The sequence below is a fragment of the Simplicispira suum genome (assembly GCF_003008595.1).
Classification (GTDB): Bacteria; Pseudomonadota; Gammaproteobacteria; order Burkholderiales; family Burkholderiaceae_C; genus Simplicispira; species Simplicispira suum.
Genome location: NZ_CP027669.1, coordinates 1,925,362 through 1,941,376 on the forward strand (window position 1 = coordinate 1,925,362; position 16,015 = coordinate 1,941,376).

The 16,015-nt window shown below is 64.4% G+C and carries 17 protein-coding genes; 11 read left to right on the top strand and 6 right to left on the bottom strand.

Annotation, left to right across the window (positions count from 1 at the left end):
* Positions 1-35 precede the first annotated feature (35 nt).
* A complete protein-coding gene (locus tag C6571_RS08935) occupies positions 36-1,181 on the top strand; it encodes an SGNH/GDSL hydrolase family protein (RefSeq protein ID WP_106446377.1) in 1,146 nt (381 codons plus the stop codon).
* Between the two features lie 21 nt (positions 1,182-1,202).
* Complete coding sequence (locus C6571_RS08940) at positions 1,203-1,880, top strand: OmpW/AlkL family protein (protein WP_106446378.1); 678 nt, start codon at positions 1,203-1,205, stop codon at positions 1,878-1,880.
* 50 nt (positions 1,881-1,930) lie between these two features.
* On the opposite strand, the gene C6571_RS08945 is transcribed toward C6571_RS08940, so the two are convergent.
* Genes C6571_RS08945 through purE form a run of 4 tightly spaced genes read right to left on the bottom strand, consistent with a single transcriptional unit; the run spans position 1,931 to position 5,611 of the window.
* Positions 1,931-2,884, bottom strand: a complete 954-nt coding sequence (locus C6571_RS08945) for an SGNH/GDSL hydrolase family protein (RefSeq protein WP_106446379.1) — start codon at positions 2,882-2,884, stop codon at positions 1,931-1,933.
* Positions 2,885-2,941: 57 nt separating this feature from the next.
* Positions 2,942-3,943: an L-threonylcarbamoyladenylate synthase gene (locus C6571_RS08950; protein ID WP_106446380.1), complete on the bottom strand. Its 1,002-nt coding sequence runs from the start codon at positions 3,941-3,943 to the stop codon at positions 2,942-2,944.
* Positions 3,944-3,953: 10 nt separating this feature from the next.
* Positions 3,954-5,111, bottom strand: a complete 1,158-nt coding sequence (locus tag C6571_RS08955) for a 5-(carboxyamino)imidazole ribonucleotide synthase (protein ID WP_420542631.1) — start codon at positions 5,109-5,111, stop codon at positions 3,954-3,956.
* An 8-nt stretch (positions 5,112-5,119) separates the two neighbouring features.
* Positions 5,120-5,611 carry a 5-(carboxyamino)imidazole ribonucleotide mutase gene (gene purE, locus C6571_RS08960; protein ID WP_106446382.1) on the bottom strand — a complete coding sequence of 164 codons (492 nt, stop codon included), beginning with the start codon at positions 5,609-5,611 and terminating at the stop codon, positions 5,120-5,122.
* Between the two features lie 102 nt (positions 5,612-5,713).
* Between purE and C6571_RS08965 the strand changes: the two genes are divergently transcribed.
* Positions 5,714-6,682, top strand: a complete 969-nt coding sequence (locus C6571_RS08965; protein ID WP_106446383.1) for a tetratricopeptide repeat protein — start codon at positions 5,714-5,716, stop codon at positions 6,680-6,682.
* Positions 6,683-6,754: 72 nt separating this feature from the next.
* Here the strand turns inward: C6571_RS08965 and C6571_RS08970 are convergent, their stop codons facing one another.
* Positions 6,755-7,684, bottom strand: a complete 930-nt coding sequence (locus tag C6571_RS08970) for a phosphoribosylaminoimidazolesuccinocarboxamide synthase (protein WP_106446384.1) — start codon at positions 7,682-7,684, stop codon at positions 6,755-6,757.
* A gap of 360 nt (positions 7,685-8,044) precedes the next feature.
* On the opposite strand from C6571_RS08970, the gene hpf reads away from it, so the two are divergent.
* The 3 genes from hpf (at position 8,045) to hprK (ending at position 9,969) form a co-directional block, all read left to right on the top strand.
* Complete coding sequence (hpf, locus tag C6571_RS08975) at positions 8,045-8,392, top strand: ribosome hibernation-promoting factor, HPF/YfiA family (protein ID WP_106446385.1); 348 nt, start codon at positions 8,045-8,047, stop codon at positions 8,390-8,392.
* Between the two features lie 124 nt (positions 8,393-8,516).
* A complete protein-coding gene (locus tag C6571_RS08980) occupies positions 8,517-8,984 on the top strand; it encodes a PTS sugar transporter subunit IIA (RefSeq protein WP_106446386.1) in 468 nt (155 codons plus the stop codon).
* A gap of 28 nt (positions 8,985-9,012) precedes the next feature.
* Positions 9,013-9,969 carry an HPr(Ser) kinase/phosphatase gene (gene hprK / locus C6571_RS08985; protein ID WP_106446387.1) on the top strand — a complete coding sequence of 319 codons (957 nt, stop codon included), beginning with the start codon at positions 9,013-9,015 and terminating at the stop codon, positions 9,967-9,969.
* Here the strand turns inward: hprK and fur are convergent.
* On the bottom strand, positions 9,966-10,403 hold the full coding sequence (fur, locus tag C6571_RS08990) for a ferric iron uptake transcriptional regulator (RefSeq protein WP_106446388.1): 438 nt from the start codon (positions 10,401-10,403) through the stop codon (positions 9,966-9,968). The two genes, hprK and fur, sit on opposite strands and share 4 nt — an antisense overlap.
* 107 nt (positions 10,404-10,510) lie before the next feature.
* Here fur and C6571_RS08995 point away from each other — a divergent pair, with 107 nt between their 5' ends.
* The 5 genes from C6571_RS08995 (at position 10,511) to leuS (ending at position 15,902) form a co-directional block, all read left to right on the top strand.
* Positions 10,511-11,068: an outer membrane protein assembly factor BamE gene (locus C6571_RS08995; RefSeq protein ID WP_106446389.1), complete on the top strand. Its 558-nt coding sequence runs from the start codon at positions 10,511-10,513 to the stop codon at positions 11,066-11,068.
* A gap of 112 nt (positions 11,069-11,180) precedes the next feature.
* Positions 11,181-11,945 carry a 4-hydroxy-tetrahydrodipicolinate reductase gene (gene dapB / locus C6571_RS09000; RefSeq protein ID WP_420852922.1) on the top strand — a complete coding sequence of 255 codons (765 nt, stop codon included), beginning with the start codon at positions 11,181-11,183 and terminating at the stop codon, positions 11,943-11,945.
* A 6-nt stretch (positions 11,946-11,951) separates the two neighbouring features.
* Positions 11,952-12,617 (top strand): MotA/TolQ/ExbB proton channel family protein, encoded by a 666-nt coding sequence (locus C6571_RS09005; RefSeq protein ID WP_106446391.1) that lies wholly within the window; start codon positions 11,952-11,954, stop codon positions 12,615-12,617.
* A gap of 2 nt (positions 12,618-12,619) precedes the next feature.
* The gene (locus tag C6571_RS09010) at positions 12,620-13,051 is read left to right on the top strand and encodes an ExbD/TolR family protein (RefSeq protein ID WP_106446392.1); all 432 of its coding nucleotides are present in this window, start codon (positions 12,620-12,622) and stop codon (positions 13,049-13,051) included.
* Between the two features lie 85 nt (positions 13,052-13,136).
* Entirely contained in the window at positions 13,137-15,902 is a 2,766-nt protein-coding gene (gene leuS, locus C6571_RS09015; protein ID WP_106446393.1) for a leucine--tRNA ligase, read from the top strand.
* Positions 15,903-16,015 lie beyond the last annotated feature (113 nt).

Sequence of the window (16,015 nt, forward strand, 5' to 3'; positions counted from 1 at the left end):
GTCGTTCTATTTTCCAATTTTTGGGAGTGAAGTGTATGGATTTCCAGCGCAAGACAAAGTGGGCCTTGCTGGCAGTTGCCGCAGCGGCACTGTCGGCATGCGGCGGAGGTGGCTCGGATACGACCCCAGCGGCGCCGATCACCGGGGTCAAGGTCATGGGCGACAGCCTGGCCGACAGCGGCACTTTCGGGCTCAAGTTCACGGTGCAGGGCGCTGCACCTACGGGCGCCGGATCCACGCCCATCTGGCCTGAGCGCATCGCCAGTGAATACGGCGTCTCGCTGTGCCCCAAGTACCAATTCACTGGAACGGCCTTCAATTCCGCTGCTGGATGCACCAATTACGCCATCGGCGGCGGGCGCATCAACAACTACACTGCCCCGACATCGCCCGTCTCCATTACCAAGCAGATGGGGGATGCCGGTGCGGCAGGCTTTGCTGCCGGGGACCTGGTGCTGATCGATGGTGGTGGCAACGATGCCGCCGACTTGGTGGGCGCCTACCTTTCTGCATCCAAGGACGGCGGCGCGGCCTACAAGGGCTTCTTGACGACGTTGTTGCCCGCTTCCATGGTCGATGCCGCCTTTGCTGGCGGTACCACGGGGATGGCCCAGGTGGGTGGTGCTTATATGGTCGGCCTGGCCGACAAGTTTTCTGCGTCTATTGCTGCCGATGTGCTGGGCAAAGGCGCGCAGCGGGTCGCTGTTCTGAATCTGCCCGGCATTTACAACACTCCGCGCCTGCAGCAATTGCTTGGTGGCATTGCAGCTTCCGCTGGCCCAGCCGCCGCCGCGCAAGTTCAGGGCTTGGTCAAGAGCTGGGTTGAGGCCTTCAACGCGAAACTCGCCGCCAACTTTGCTGGCAACGACAAAGTCGTGATTGTGGATTTCTACACCTCACTCAATGACCAGATTGCGCACCCTGAGCAGTTCTCCCTGACCAATGCCAAGAACACCGCCTGCCCGATCACGGGCGTGGGCGGTGATGGCTTGCCTACCTACACTTTTGCTACCTGCACGGCGACCTCGCTCTCGGCGATGGCGCCTCCTGCCGGCGCAACCGGTGGCGCGGACTGGTGGAAGACCTATGCGTTCTCCGACAGCTTTCACCCCACTCCCTACGGACACCAGTTGCTGAGCCAGCTGGTGGCGCGCTCCCTTGCCCAGGCTGGCTGGCTGTAACTGCACCATCAAGGAAACACCATGAAAAACACAAACCAATGGCGCTGGGTGGCAGGCGCGCTGCTGCTGGCAGCCGCACCGCTGGCGCAGTCCCAAAGCGCAGGCAGCCTGCTGGTACGCGGGGGCTTTACGCAGATTTCGCCAGACGTCAGCAGCGGCAACCTCACGGCGCCCAGCTTTGCCAATACCAAGGTGGACGTGCGCTCGGATACCCAGCTTTCGGGCGGCATCACCTACATGTTGACCGACCACTGGGCGGTGGACGTACCGCTTGCCTTGCCGTTCAAGCACGACACGGTGGGTGCTGGTGCGATTGCAGGCGTGGGCAAGATCGGTGAGGTCAAGTCCCTGCCGGTCACCGTCTTTGCGCAGTACCGTTTCCTGGAGCCCCAAGCCAAGATTCGCCCGTACGTGGGCTTGGGCCTGACCTACGCAAAGTTCTACAAAGAGCGTGGCACGGCAGCGCTGAACGGCCTGACGGGCGGGACACCTGCCAACCCGACGTTGCTGAGCGCAGAATCCAAATTGGGACTGACGCCGCAGGTAGGCGTCAGCATTGCGCTGAATGACCGCTGGTTTGTTGACCTGGCCTATTACAAGACCTTCGTGAAGACGCGCAACACACTGTCGACTGGTCAGCACATCGACATCAAGCTCAACCCGGATGTCTTTGCGATCGGCGTAGGCTACCGCTTCTAATCAAAAAACCGACCCAAGGGTCGGCTTTTTGATGGCAAGTGCGTGCGCGCTTACCAGCGGGCGCGCAAGCGGTCGTAGGCGTAGTTGCCCAGCTGTCTGTGGGCCGACGGGCTCAGGTAAACCGAGTCCGCAAACACGTAGCTGCTGGCATTGGCACCTGCCACCAGGGTGGCTGGTGTGCACAACGCCGAATTGACCTGGCCCGCCCCAATGCCGATGCCAGCGCCTGCGTCGACGGAGGTGCAGACAGGGTCCGTAGTGTTCGTGAATGAATACACCCCTGGAGCCGCTTTGTAGAGATTCACGAAGTAGGCCGCGTCGATGTACAGAACGTGGGCACCCAGATCGTTGATGTCGACCAGCAGCCCTTGATTGAAGGCGCTGCTGGCCTGGCTGAGCAGGCTTTCGCGGTCGACGGCCTTGGCCCAGGGCGTCATTCCCAGATCAAAAATACCCGATACCAGTACATGCGGTGCGCCTGCATCCACCAGGCGCTTGACCTGCGCGGCCAGGAGCTTGCCGTTGGCGCGGGAGTTGGCGACGAAGGCATCGGCCGTCTGGCTGCCTGCCTGCACCGCAGCGAGGCCGACGATCAGATCGCTGATACCGCCGTTGATCAGAATCAGGTCATTGGCTGCAAAGCTGCCCTTGGCCAGAAATGCATCGACCTGGGCCGCAATCGTCGGCGTGGACGCGTCGCCTGCCGCATCGGGTGTCGCCGCAAGGCGAGCATTGCCCTGCGCATAGCTCAGACCGCCGGCGGAAGCGCTTGTCAGCGTCTTGCCGTAGCGGTCGGCCACTTGAAGCGTCCAGTTGTTGATGCTGCCGTCGTTGACGGTGTAGCGCGTACCTTTTTGGCCAACGTCGCTGTAGGCGTCGCCAAAGGCAACGAAACGATCGGGTGTGATGGCCGATTCGGTGGTGCTCGATCCGCAAGCCGTCAGCAAGGCTGCTGCGGCACAGGCGGCTGCGAGGACGCTGCGGCGCATCCAGTGTTTTGCCATGGTGTGTGTTCTCCGATAAGGCTGGCTAGTTTAACGATCTGCAACGCCCACGTGCGTTCACGCCGCCGCGCGCTGCAGACGGTCGCGCACGCCTTCCCATTCCGGCGTGTTGGGCGGTACCTCCACCCAGATCAGGCGCACGCCCGCATCATCGAAGCCGCGCAGCGCAGCAAAGAGCTGCTGTGCGGTGGCCTCGGCGTCGTCGGGCATGCGGCGGATCAGCACGCGGGACGACGCGCTGCGCAGGGGGGCTCGGGCATACACCGCCAGGTGGGCCGCGTCCGCGCCCAGGATGTCGAGGCCCGCTTGCAGCGCGCGCGCGTCCATCAGGCGCACCGTCGCCTGCGGCGCGTAGTGCGATTCCAGCGTGCCCGACGCACGCGGCGCCTTGGCAGGCAGATCGTCTCTGGACAGCAATGGGCGAGCGCAAACCGCCTCGATTTGCGCGCGGCTGATGGCGCCCGGGCGCAGCAGCACCGGGGCGCCGCGCGTGCAATCGACGATGGTCGATTCAATGCCCACGGCGCAGGCGCCGCCGTCGAGCACCAGCAGCTCGTTGCCCAGTTCGTCCAGCACGTGCTGGGCCGTGGTGGGGCTGACCCTGCCAAAGCGGTTGGCGCTGGGCGCAGCCAGGCCGGCGATGGCGCGCTCGCCTGCAGAGGGCGCGGCGCAGGCGGCCAGCAAGGCCTGGGCCACGGGGTGCGCCGGGCAGCGCAGGCCGATGCTGTCCTGGCCGCCGGCGGCGGCTGCGGCCACTTCAGCGCGGCGCGGCAGGATCACGGTGAGCGGGCCGGGCCAGAAAGCATTGACCAGCGCTTGAGCGAAATCCGGCACCTCGCGGGCGAAGTGCTGGAGCGCGTCGGCGCTTGCCACGTGCACGATCAGCGGGTGATCGCTCGGCCGTCCCTTGGTGGCAAACACCTGCGCCACGGCGCCATCGCTGTCCGCGTCGGCGGCCAGCCCGTAGACGGTTTCGGTGGGCAGGCCCACCAGGGCGCCGCTGCGCAGCGCTTGCGCGGCCTGGACGATGGAATCGGGGAGCTTGCCGTCGAGGATCATCGCTGCGCTCTCAGAAAGCCGGCAGCCCAAGGAGCGCCGCCGCCTGCAACGCCGTGCTGTGCGCTGCAGCCGCACTGGCCGCTGTCACATTCAGGTGCCCCATTTTGCGGCCGTGGCGCGCCTGCTCTTTGCCATAGAGGTGCAAATGCGTCCCTGGCAAGGCCAGCACCTGCGTCCACGCAGGCTCCTGCTGCGTCTCGCCGCCTGCAAACCACAAGTCTCCCAGCAGGTTGAGCATGATGGCTGCGCTGTGCTGGTGCGGCGGCGTCAGCGGCAAACCAGCGAGCGTGCGTACCTGCAGCTCGAACTGCGAAACGTCGCAGGCGTCCACGCTGTAGTGGCCGCTGTTGTGCGGGCGTGGGGCGATTTCGTTCACAACGAGGCGTCCGTCCTCCAGAACAAAGAATTCGACGCACAGCACGCCGATGTACTGCAATTCGTCCGCTATTGATTTTGCAGCTGCCAGCGCTTGCTGCATAAGCGCTAGAGGCATATTTTCTTCATAAACTTCGGTCACCGCCAGAATCCCGTCCCGGTGCAGATTGCGCTGCAGTGGCAGGTGCACACAGGCCCCATCCGCGCCGCGCGCGACGATCACCGAGCATTCCAGCGCCAGGTGCAGCCGCTGTTCCAGCACGCAGGGAGCGCGGCCCATGGCGTCCCAGGCGGTGGTCAGTTCGGCGGGCGTCTGCACGCGAGCCTGGCCCTTGCCGTCGTAGCCCATGCGGGAGGTTTTCAGGATGCCCGGAAAAAGCGACGGGTCGGCGCTGGCCAGTTGCTCGGGCGTCTCGATCACCGTGTACGGCGCGCAGGGCACGCCGCAGGCGGTGAAATGGGCCTTCTCCTCGGCCCGGTTCTGCGCCACGGCCACGGCGCGGGCTGCGGGCGAGACGGTGCACTGGCCGGCCAGCGCCGCCAGCGCCACAGCGGGCACGTTTTCAAACTCGGTGGTGACGGCGGCGCACAGGCCCGCCAGTTGGCGCAGGCCGTCGGGGTCGTCGTAGGCGCTCTGGATGTGGTGGTGGCTGACGCGCCCCGCCGGGCTGGCCGGGTCCGGGTCGAGCACGGCAGTGAAGTAGCCCATGGCCTGCGCCGCGTGCACGAACATGCGGCCCAGCTGGCCGCCGCCCAGCACGCCCAGCGTGGCGCCAGGCAGGATGGGGAGCATGCCCGCGCTCATTCGGGCGGCAGCCGCATGGCGCGCGCTGCCTCGGTCTGCGCCTTGCGAAAGACGCGCAGCTGCTCGCGCAGCGCCGGATTGTGGTTGGCCAGCATGGCCACGGCAAACAGCGCGGCGTTGGCCGCGCCCGCCGCGCCAATGGCAAAGGTGGCTACCGGAACGCCCTTGGGCATCTGCACGATGCTGTGCAGCGAATCAACGCCCTGCAGGTGGCGGCTGGGCACCGGCACGCCCAGCACCGGCACAGGCGTCTTGGCGGCCAGCATGCCCGGCAGGTGCGCCGCACCGCCCGCGCCGGCAATGATGGCTTGCAGGCCGCGCCCGGCTGCGGCCTCGGCGTAGGCGAACATGTCGTCGGGCATGCGGTGGGCTGAAACCACCTGCGCCTCGTAGGCGATCCCGAATTGACTGAGAATCTCGACTGCATGTTGCATGGTGTCCCAGTCGCTGCTGGAACCCATGACGACGCCGATCTGAAGGCTTGTCATAGTGTCTTGAGGCGCAGTACCTGCGGGTCTGCGCTAGAGTGAACCCGCAATTTTACTTTTGGGGCGGCGTGCCCGCCCCACCGCCCTTGGAAAACGATTCCCATGATCGATGTAACCCTAGTCAATTTTGAAGCCGAAGTCATCACCGCCTCGCTCCGTGTCCCGGTGTTGGTGGACGTCTGGGCCGAGTGGTGCGGTCCCTGCAAACAGCTCGGGCCGCAGCTGGAGCTGCTGGAGACCGAATACGCCGGCCGCTTTGTTTTGGCCAAGCTCGACGCCGACAAGGTGCCCGAGATTGCGGGCCAGTTGTCGCAAATGTTCGGCACGCGCAGCATTCCGCTGTGCGTTTTGTTCGTGCAGGGCCAGCCGGTGGACGGTTTTGTCGGCGCACTGCCGCCCGCGCAACTGCGCGCCTTTCTCGACAAGCACGTCCCATCCGAGGCTTCGCTCGAAGCCGAGGCCGAAGTCGATGAGGCCCATGCATTGCTCGACGCGGGCGACACCCAGGCGGCACTGGTCAAGATGGCGGACGCCCTGGCGGCAGACCCCGCCAACGACGACGCCCGTTTTGACTACGTGCGCCTGTTGATCGGCACTGGCGCCTATGAAGAAGCACAGGCGCTTTTGCATGAGCCGCTGGCGCGCATTCCGCGTCCGCTGCGTTTTGAGGCCCTGTCCCACTGGCTGGGCGCCCTGCAGTTTGTGCAGCAGGACGATCGCGGCAACTGGCCCCTGGAGCAGTTCGACGCGCTGATTGCGCAGAACAAGCGCGATTTCGACACCCGCTTTGCCAAGGCGCGCGTGCTGATGGCCGAGGGGCAATGGACCGCCTCCATGGACGAGTTGCTGGAGATCATCATGCGCGACAAGGCTTGGGACGATGGCGCGGCGCGCAAGACGTTTGTCGCCATCCTGGAGCTGCTCACGCCCCCGAAGCCCAAGGCAGACGCCGGCGTTCCTGGCAAGAGCGCTGGCGGCATCGAGCTGATGGGCAAGGCGGGTGCGCAGGAAGACGAAGCCACCACGCTGCTGAACAGCTACCGGCGCAAGCTCAGCATGGCGCTGAACTGAATGCAGCGATTCGAATGCTATTGAAAAAATAGCTGCTAGCGCTTATGGGGTAAGCGCTATAGCGCTATTTCTTCAGATATTTCGACCGGTCAGACGTTCCAGCGCTTCCCGGTATTTGGCGGCGGTGTTGTCAATCACGGCCTGCGGCAGGCGCGGCGCGGGCGGGGTTTTGTCCCAGGGCTTGCCGCCCACCTGCGCCTGCTCCAGCCAGTCGCGCACAAACTGCTTGTCGTAGCTGGGCGGATTCTCGCCAGCGGCCAGCGCGGCCTCGTAGCCTTCCACCGGCCAGTAGCGTGAGCTGTCGGGTGTGAGCACCTCGTCCATCAGCACCAGCGTGCCGTCGGGAGCGAGGCCGAATTCGAACTTGGTGTCGGCAATGATCATGCCCTTCTCCAGCGCGATGGCTGCCGCCGCCTGGTACAGCGCCATGCTGATATCGCGGATGCGCCCTGCGTGCTCGGCGCCAATCATCTCCACGGTACGCTCAAAGCGGATGTTCTCGTCGTGCTCGCCCGCCGCCGCCTTGGCCGCCGGTGTGTAGATCGGGGACGGCAGGCGCGCGGCGTTGGTCAGGCCGGCGGGCAGGGCGACGCCACAGACTGATTGCGTCGCCTGGTATTCCTTCCAACCGCTGCCGGCCAGATACCCGCGCACCACAGCCTCCACGGGCAGCGGTTTCAGGCGCTGCACCAGCATGGATCGGCCACGTACCTGGGCCACTTCGTCTGCGCTCACCACGCTCTCGGGCGTTTGACCCGTCAAGTGGTTGGGGCAAATGTGGCCGAGCTTGTCGAACCAGAACAATGCCATCTGCGTCAGCAGCTCGCCCTTGCCGGGAATGGGCTCGCCCATGATCACGTCAAAGGCTGAGAGGCGGTCGCTGGCCACCATCAGGATGCGGTCGTCGCCGACGGCATAGTTGTCACGCACCTTGCCGCGCGCCAGCAAGGGCAACGAAGCGAGCGTGGAGGTGTGCAGGGCAGGGCTGGCGATGGCAGTCATGGGCGAGGGTCTGGCGAGGAAGAGGTGGCGGAAGGGGGGTGGAGCGCGCACTGGCGCCTGGCAGGGGCCGGCCCAAAAAAGAGTGGGCAGGATATGGCGATTTTATGCGTCGACCGGTGGGCAGTGGTCCAGGCGGACGGCACGGCAGTTGGGGGGGCGCCACCCCAAGCCAGCTATTGTGCGCCGTTTGGCGCACTGGCGCGAGTGCTGCCCGAGAACCCCGCCGCAGGCCTCTGGAATGCCATTGCTTTGCGCTGGGGCCGCGCGCATAGTGGCTTCGTCGCGACTTCAATCAGGTTTCGAGCCACCCTTCTGCCAGGAGGCGTGGCGTTCTTCCCCAGAGCCCCAGGAGGTTTCTTTATGAATTTGACAATCAGCGGTCACCACCTCGAAATCACGCCCGCATTGCGCAGCTATGTCACCAACAAGCTCGATCGCATCACGCGGCACTTTGACCAGGTGGTGGACGTCAAGGTGTTGATGTCGGTCGAAAAACAAAAGGAGAAGGAAAGACGACAGCGCGCGGAATGCACCATCCGCGTCAAGGGCAATGATTTGTTTGCAGAGAGCGCACACGAAGATCTGTATGCGGCGGTGGATGACTTGGTAGACAAGCTCGATCGCCAGGTCGTGCGCCACAAGGACCGTTTGCAAGACCACCATTTCGCCGCGCGTCGGCGCGAGCAGCCGGCGCAGATGTCGGCTTGATGCACATTTGGCGCCGTGCCCAGCAGGCGCCAGACCAAGCCGCCCCTCGGGTGGCTTTTTTTGTGGCTTTTCCGCGCCTATGGGGTTGCTCACGTGGGCGGTGCATAATTCCTCCCGACACGCCATGAATCGCCTCGCTTCCATCCTGCCCTCAGCCCAAGTGCTGGTGAGCGTTGACGCCACCAGCAAAAAACGTGCTTTCGAAGAAGCGGGCCTGCTATTTGAAACCCTGCACGGGCTCTCCCGCGCCCTGATCACCGACAGCCTGTTTGCCCGTGAACGCCTGGGCTCCACCGGTCTGGGCCACGGCGTTGCCATTCCGCACGGGCGGATCAAAGGCCTCAAGTCGCCGATGGCCGCGGTGTTCCAGCTGGAACGCCCCATTGGCTTTGATGCCCCCGACGAACTTCCCGTCAGCTTGCTGATTTTTCTGCTGGTGCCCGAGGCTGCTACGCAGAAACACCTGGAAATCCTCTCGGAAATTGCCGAGCTCCTGAGCGATGCCCCTCTGCGCGAGCGCATCAAGGCCAGCACCGACGCCGCCGAACTGCACGGGCTGATCGCCAGCTGGCAGTCCACGCAGGCCGCCTGAACCGCCCTGAGCGCTGGCGCTGCTGCCTGTGAAACCCAATGTTGTCAGCGCCGATGTCCTCTTCGAAGCCTTTCGAGCGCACCTGAAGTGGGAGTGGGTGGCTGGCCTGGGGGCCTCAGAGAGGCGTTTTGATGAAGTGGCGGTGCGCTCCGCGCGCTCGGGCGCGGACTTGGTCGGCTACCTCAACTACATCCACCCGTACCGCGCGCAGATTCTGGGTGAGCGTGAACTCAACTACCTGAGCAACGCAACGCCGGAAGACGCTACGCGGCGCATTGCACGCATCGTCACGCTGGAACCTCCCGTGTTGGTGCTCGCCGACGGCCAAGTGGCGCCCGAAGCGCTGCTGTCCATGTGCGAGCGTGCGCAGATTCCGATGTTTGCCACACGCGAGTCGTCGGCCTTCGTGATCGATGTGCTGCGCGCGTATTTGTCCAAGCATTTCGCTGATCGTCTCACCATGCACGGCGTGTTCATGGACATTCTGGGCCTGGGCGTAATGATCACCGGCGAGTCGGGCCTGGGAAAAAGCGAGCTGGGGCTTGAGCTGATCTCGCGCGGGCAGGGTTTGGTGGCCGACGATGCGGTCGATCTTTTCCGCATCAACCAGACCACCATCGAAGGCAAATGCCCGGATCTGCTGCAGAACCTGCTGGAAGTGCGCGGTATTGGCCTGCTCGACATTCGCGCCATCTTTGGCGAGACGGCGGTTCGGCGCAAGATGCGGCTCAAGCTCATCGTGCACCTGGTGCGCAAGGAGACGCTGGAGCGTGACTATGAGCGCCTGCCGTACGAGCCACTGACGCAGGACGTACTTGGCGTGCCGATTCTCAAGGTGGTGATTCAGGTCGTGGCCGGGCGCAACATTGCCGTGCTGGTCGAAGCTGCGGTGCGCAATACCATTCTGCAGTTGCGCGGCATCGATACGTACCAGGAATTCGTTGAACGCCACCGCCGCGCGATGGACCAGGGCAACGGAGCTTAGGACTTGTTTGCTGCTGCGCGTGCACGCGCGCAACTGGCGCACAGGCCATAGAGGGCCATCGAGTGGTCTTCCACCACCCAGCCCTTGGCCTTGGCCACGATCTGCTGGCGCTTCTCGATCTCGGGGTCGTAGAACTCTTCCACCTTGCCGCAGGTGGTACAGACAAAGTGATCGTGGTGCTGGCCTTCGTTGAGTTCGTAGATGGCCTTGCCACTTTCGAAATTGCTGCGCAGCAGGATGCCGGCTTGCTCGAATTGCGTCAGCACCCGGTACACGGTGGCCAGGCCAATATCAGAGCGGTCTTCCAGCAGCACGCGGAACACATCCTCTGCCGTCATGTGTCGCTGCGCGCCCTTCTGAAAGACTTCGAGAATCTTCAGCCGGGGCAGCGTGGCTTTGAGCCCGGTGCTCTTGAGCTCATCAATGTTGGTCATGGCAAAAGTCCTTCGTGCGCCGCCGTTCCTGCGGCGGGTGACCAGGCAGCATGGGTACTGAGCCCTGTCGCTACAATCGACTGATCATAGCCTCAAGCCCCCCGCCCATGTCCGCCCCAGCCCATCGCAGTGCCCGCCTGGGCTCTCTCCTGTGCTTAGGCGCCCTGCTTGCAGGGTGCAGCGCCTTTAACGGTGCCAGCACATCGATCGCCAACATGGTCCACCCGTACCGCGTCGAGGTGGTGCAGGGCAATTTCGTTTCGCGTGAGCAGGTGCAGGCGCTGCAGCCCGGCATGGGGCGCCAGCAGGTGCGGGAAATCCTCGGAACCCCCTTGCTCACCAGCCTGTTTCATGATGACCGCTGGGACTATGTCTTCACGCTCAAACGCCCTGGTCTCGAAGCGCAGACGCGCAAGCTGACGGTGTTTTTCAAGGGCGACGTGCTGGAGCGCCATGAGGGCGACGAGATGCCCACCGAGAGCGAATTCGTCGCCTCGTTGCAATCGCGCAAGGGCAAAGGCAAGGTACCGACGCTCGAAGCCACCGAACAGCAATTGGCGCGCTATCCCGTACAAACCCCGGACCGCAAGGCTGTCGAGACGGATGGGCTGGCGCAGAGTGTGCCTGCTCGCACTTACCCGCCGCTCGAACCCACGACGCGCTGAGCGCTGCGCGCACTGCGGCGCATCTTTTGAATTTGGATTACCGATGGCGAACTCTGTGTCCGACTCCTCTCCTGTTCCGATCCGTGTTGCGGTGGCCGGCGCCAGTGGCCGCATGGGACGCATGCTGATCGAAGCCATCCGCGACAGCGACGACTGCGTGTTGGCCGGCGCCCTCGATGTGTCGGTGAGTCCAGGCATTGGTTCCGACGCCACCGCGTTTCTGGGCTACGCCAGCGGCGTGCCGATCACTGCAGACCTCGACCTCGGCCTGGCTACCGCCGATGTGCTCATCGACTTCACCCGCCCAGAGGGAACGCTGGCCCATCTCAAGGCTTGCGCTCGCCACGGCGTGCAGGCCGTGGTAGGCACCACCGGGTTTTCCGACGCGCAGAAGGCGGAAATCGCCGGGCATGCCGAACGCATTGCCATCGTGATGGCGCCCAACATGAGCGTGGGCGTCAACGTCACCCTCAAGCTGCTGGACATGGCGGCGCGTGCGCTGTCCACCGGCTACGACATCGAAGTGATCGAGGCGCACCACCGCCACAAGGTCGATGCCCCATCGGGCACGGCACTGAAAATGGGCGAAGTGCTGGCCAACGCGCTCGGGCGCGACCTGAAAGGCTGCGCCGTGTATGCGCGAGAGGGCGTGACGGGCGAGCGCGACCCCTCGTCCATCGGTTTTGCCACCATTCGCGGCGGCGATATCGTGGGCGACCACACGGTGCTTTTTGCGGGGACCGGCGAGCGCATCGAAATCACGCACAAATCGGCCAGCCGCACCACCTACGCGCAGGGCAGCCTGCGCGCAGTGCGCTTTCTGCGCGGGCGCACCGCAGGCATGTTCGATATGTTCGATGTGCTTGGACTGCGCTGAGTTTTCATGAACTTCGTGCATTGGTGGCGCAGCGGCGACGCCGTGACCCAGACGGCAGCGCTGGTGCTGCTCCTCATGTCCGTCGCGAGCTGGGTCATCATGCTATGGAAAACGCGCCTGCTGAGCCGGGCCAGCGCCGACCTGGCCCGCAGCCTGGCCGCCTTTTGGCAAGCCCCCGACTGGCCGCAGGCCCATGCGGCCGTAGCAGCGTTCGATCGCGAATCGCTGGTGCTGCCTTTGGTGGTGGCGGCTGACATGGCACGGGCACGCCCTGAGATCCGCACAGGCGGCACTGCGCTGCAGGAACCTGCGCTGGCCCATGCCACGCGATTGCTGCGCGGCGCGCTGAACGCCGGTACCGCGCGCCTTCAATATGGCCAAGTGGTGCTGGCCACCGTGGGTGCCACTGCGCCTTTTGTCGGATTGCTCGGCACGGTCTGGGGCATCTACCACGCGCTCGCCGCCATGGCTGGAGCGGGACAGATCAGCGTTGAGCGCTTGGCCGGTCCGGTGGGTGAAGCATTGATCATGACCGCTGCCGGGCTCGCCGTCGCGATTCCTGCGGTGCTGGGCTACAACGTTCTGGGCCGCACCGTTGGGCGGCTCGAGGGCGAACTGGAAGGTTTTGCGCACGATTTGCGTGAACTCTGCGCCAGCGCGCCCGAGGCCTGAACATGGCATTCGGGCGGCTTGCACGCAGCATCCCCGCGCGCCCCATGAGCGACATCAACGTCACGCCGCTGGTCGACGTGATGCTGGTGCTGGTGGTGATCTTTATTCTGACCGCGCCCCTTCTGGCGGGTTCCTTGCGCCTGGATCTGCCCCGCGCTCAGGCTGCGGTGCCTGGCGTCAGTGGCCCGTCGCTGCTCTTGGAGCTGGACCGCTCGGGACAATTGCGCCTGGATGGCGCGCAACTGAGTGACGCAGTGTTGGGCGAGCGCCTGGCCGACGTAGCGGCCACGCGGCCAGAGACCGAAATCCAGTTGCGCGCCGACGCAGCCGTGCCCTATGGCCGGGTGGTGGAGCTGATGGGGCTGGCGCATACGGCCGGGCTCGCGCGCATCGCGTTCGTTGCCGAAACTGCGCCACCGGCCGCTGCTCACTGAGCTGGTGCTGCTGCCGACGCAGGCAGCGCCTAAAATCCCTGCAACGCAGCGGTTTGCGGCTGCCTCTCACTCTTTTCGGGCTTCCATGGACACCAAATACCAACCCTCCGACGTCGAGCGCGCCGCGCAGGCGCACTGGAGCGCGAACGACGCTTACCGCGTGATCGAAGACGCGAGCAAAAAGAAGTTCTACGCCTGCTCCATGCTGCCCTACCCCAGTGGCAAGCTGCACATGGGCCATGTGCGCAACTACACCATCAACGACATGCTCACGCGCTACCTGCGCATGAATGGCTACAACGTGCTCATGCCCATGGGCTGGGACGCCTTTGGCCTACCGGCAGAGAACGCGGCCATGAAAAACGGCGTGCCGCCCGCGCAGTGGACGCTGGACAACATCGCCTACATGAAGCAGCAGATGCAGGCTATGGGCCTGGCCATCGACTGGAGCCGCGAAGTGGCTACCTGCGACCCAACGTACTACAAGTGGAATCAGTGGCTCTTTCTGAAGATGCTGGAAAAGGGCGTCGCCTACCGCAAGACCCAGACCGTCAACTGGGACCCGGTGGACCAGACCGTGCTGGCCAACGAGCAGGTGATCGACGGCAAGGGCTGGCGCACGGGCGCGGTGGTGGAAAAGCGCGAGATCCCCGGCTATTACCTGAAGATCACCGAATACGCCGATGAACTGCTCGACTTCGTCGCCGGCGACAAGCTTCCCGGCTGGCCGGACCGCGTCAAGCTGATGCAGGAGAACTGGATTGGCAAGAGCGAGGGCGTGCGCTTTGCTTTCCCGCACGCCATTCGCGGCGAGGGCGGTGAGCTGATCGGTGGTGGCCGCATGTACGTGTTCACCACCCGGGCGGACACCATCATGGGCGTCACCTTCTGCGCGGTGGCCCCCGAGCATCCGCTGGCTGCGCATGCGGCGCAGAACAACCCGCAGCTGGCGGCCTTTATCGAAGACTGCAAAAGCGGCGGAACCACCGAAGCCGAACTGGCCACGCAGGAGAAAAAGGGCATGCGCACCGGCCTGGTCGTGCAGCACCCACTGACGCGAAAACCGGTGGATCTGTGGGTCGGCAACTACGTGCTCATGGGCTACGGCGACGGCGCGGTGATGGGCGTGCCGGCGCACGACGAGCGTGATTTTGCCTTCGCGCTGAAGTACGGTCTGGAAATCAAGCAGGTGGTGCTGGTCGACGGGGAAACCTACGATTTCCACCGCTGGCAGGACTGGTACGCCGACAAGCAGCGCGGCGTCACGGTCAATTCCGACAACTTCAGCGGCCTGAGCTACAAGGACGCTGTCGACGCGGTGGCGCACGCTCTGGTGCAAAAAGACCTGGGCGCCAAAAAGACCACCTGGCGCCTGCGCGACTGGGGCATCTCGCGCCAGCGCTATTGGGGAACGCCCATTCCCATCATCCATTGCGATGAGCACGGTGCGGTCCCGGTGCCGGAGCAGGACCTGCCCGTGGTGCTGCCGCGCGACTGCATTCCCGACGGCTCGGGCAACCCGCTGCACAAGCACGAGGGTTTTCACGCCGGGGTGACCTGTCCTGTCTGTGGCAAAGCGGCGCGGCGCGAAACCGACACCATGGACACCTTCGTGGACAGCTCCTGGTACTTCATGCGCTACTGCGACCCGAAGAACGGCGATGCCATGGTGGCGAACGGCGCCGACTACTGGATGCCGATGGACCAGTACATCGGCGGTATTGAGCACGCCATCCTGCACCTGTTGTACGCGCGCTTCTGGACCAAGGTCATGCGCGATCTGGGGTTGGTCAAAGTCGACGAACCCTTCACCAAGCTGCTGACCCAGGGCATGGTGCTCAACCACATCTACTCGCATCGCACCGACAAGGGCGGCAAGGAGTATTTCTGGCCTCACGACGTCGAACATGTGCTCGATGACGACGGCAAGGTCATCGGCGCCCGGCTGATCAAGGCCGTGGGTGATCTGCCCGTGGGCACGGCCATTGACTACGAGGGCGTGGGCACCATGTCCAAGTCCAAGAACAACGGCGTTGATCCGCAGGACCTCATTGAAAAATACGGCGCCGACACCGCCCGCCTCTACACCATGTTCACGGCGCCGCCCGAGGCCACACTGGAATGGAACGACGCGGCCGTCGAAGGCAGCTACCGCTTCCTGCGCCGGGTGTGGAATTTCGGCATGAAGTTGTCTACTATGGATATCGAAGCTGCCAGCGTAATAGCAACAAGCGCTAGAGGCCTAAAAGATATCAAATTTGGCGATGAAGCCCAGGCCCTGCGTCGCGAGATCCACACCGTGCTCAAGCAGGTGGATTACGACTACCAGCGCATGCAGTACAACACCGTGGTCTCGGGCGCGATGAAGATGATCAACGCCCTGGAGAGCTTTGCCCCCACGCTCGACACGTGTGTGTCCTCGCTGCCCCCCGAGGGGGCCCTCGCGGCTAGGGGCGGCCCGTCGCCGCTCGACTTTAAGGCGAGCGACTCCGCTGGCGGTCAGGTGGCGCTGGTGGAAGGCTTTGGCATTCTGCTGCGCTGCCTCTACCCGGCCACGCCGCACATCGCGCATGGCCTTTGGAGTCAGCTTGGCTATGCCGGCGTACTGGGTGATCTGCTGGACGCCCCCTGGCCACAAGTCGATCCGGCGGCACTGGTGCAAAGTGAAGTGGAACTGGTGCTGCAAGTCAACGGCAAACTGCGCGGCAGTGTGCGCGTGCCGGCAAAGGCCGACAAGGCCGAGATTGAGCGCCTGGCGCTGGCAAGCGACGCCTTTGTCGCGCATTCCGGCGGCGCCCATCCGAAGCGGGTGGTGGTGGTGCCGGGCCGTTTGGTCAACGTAGTGGTCTGAAATGCAGCAGCACCCCCCTGAGGCGCTGCGCGCCTCCGTGCAGCCGCCAAAGGCGGCAGCCCTTCGGGGACGTCCAAGCCTGCGCAGGCAGGCTTGGAGCCGCGCCCCTCAGC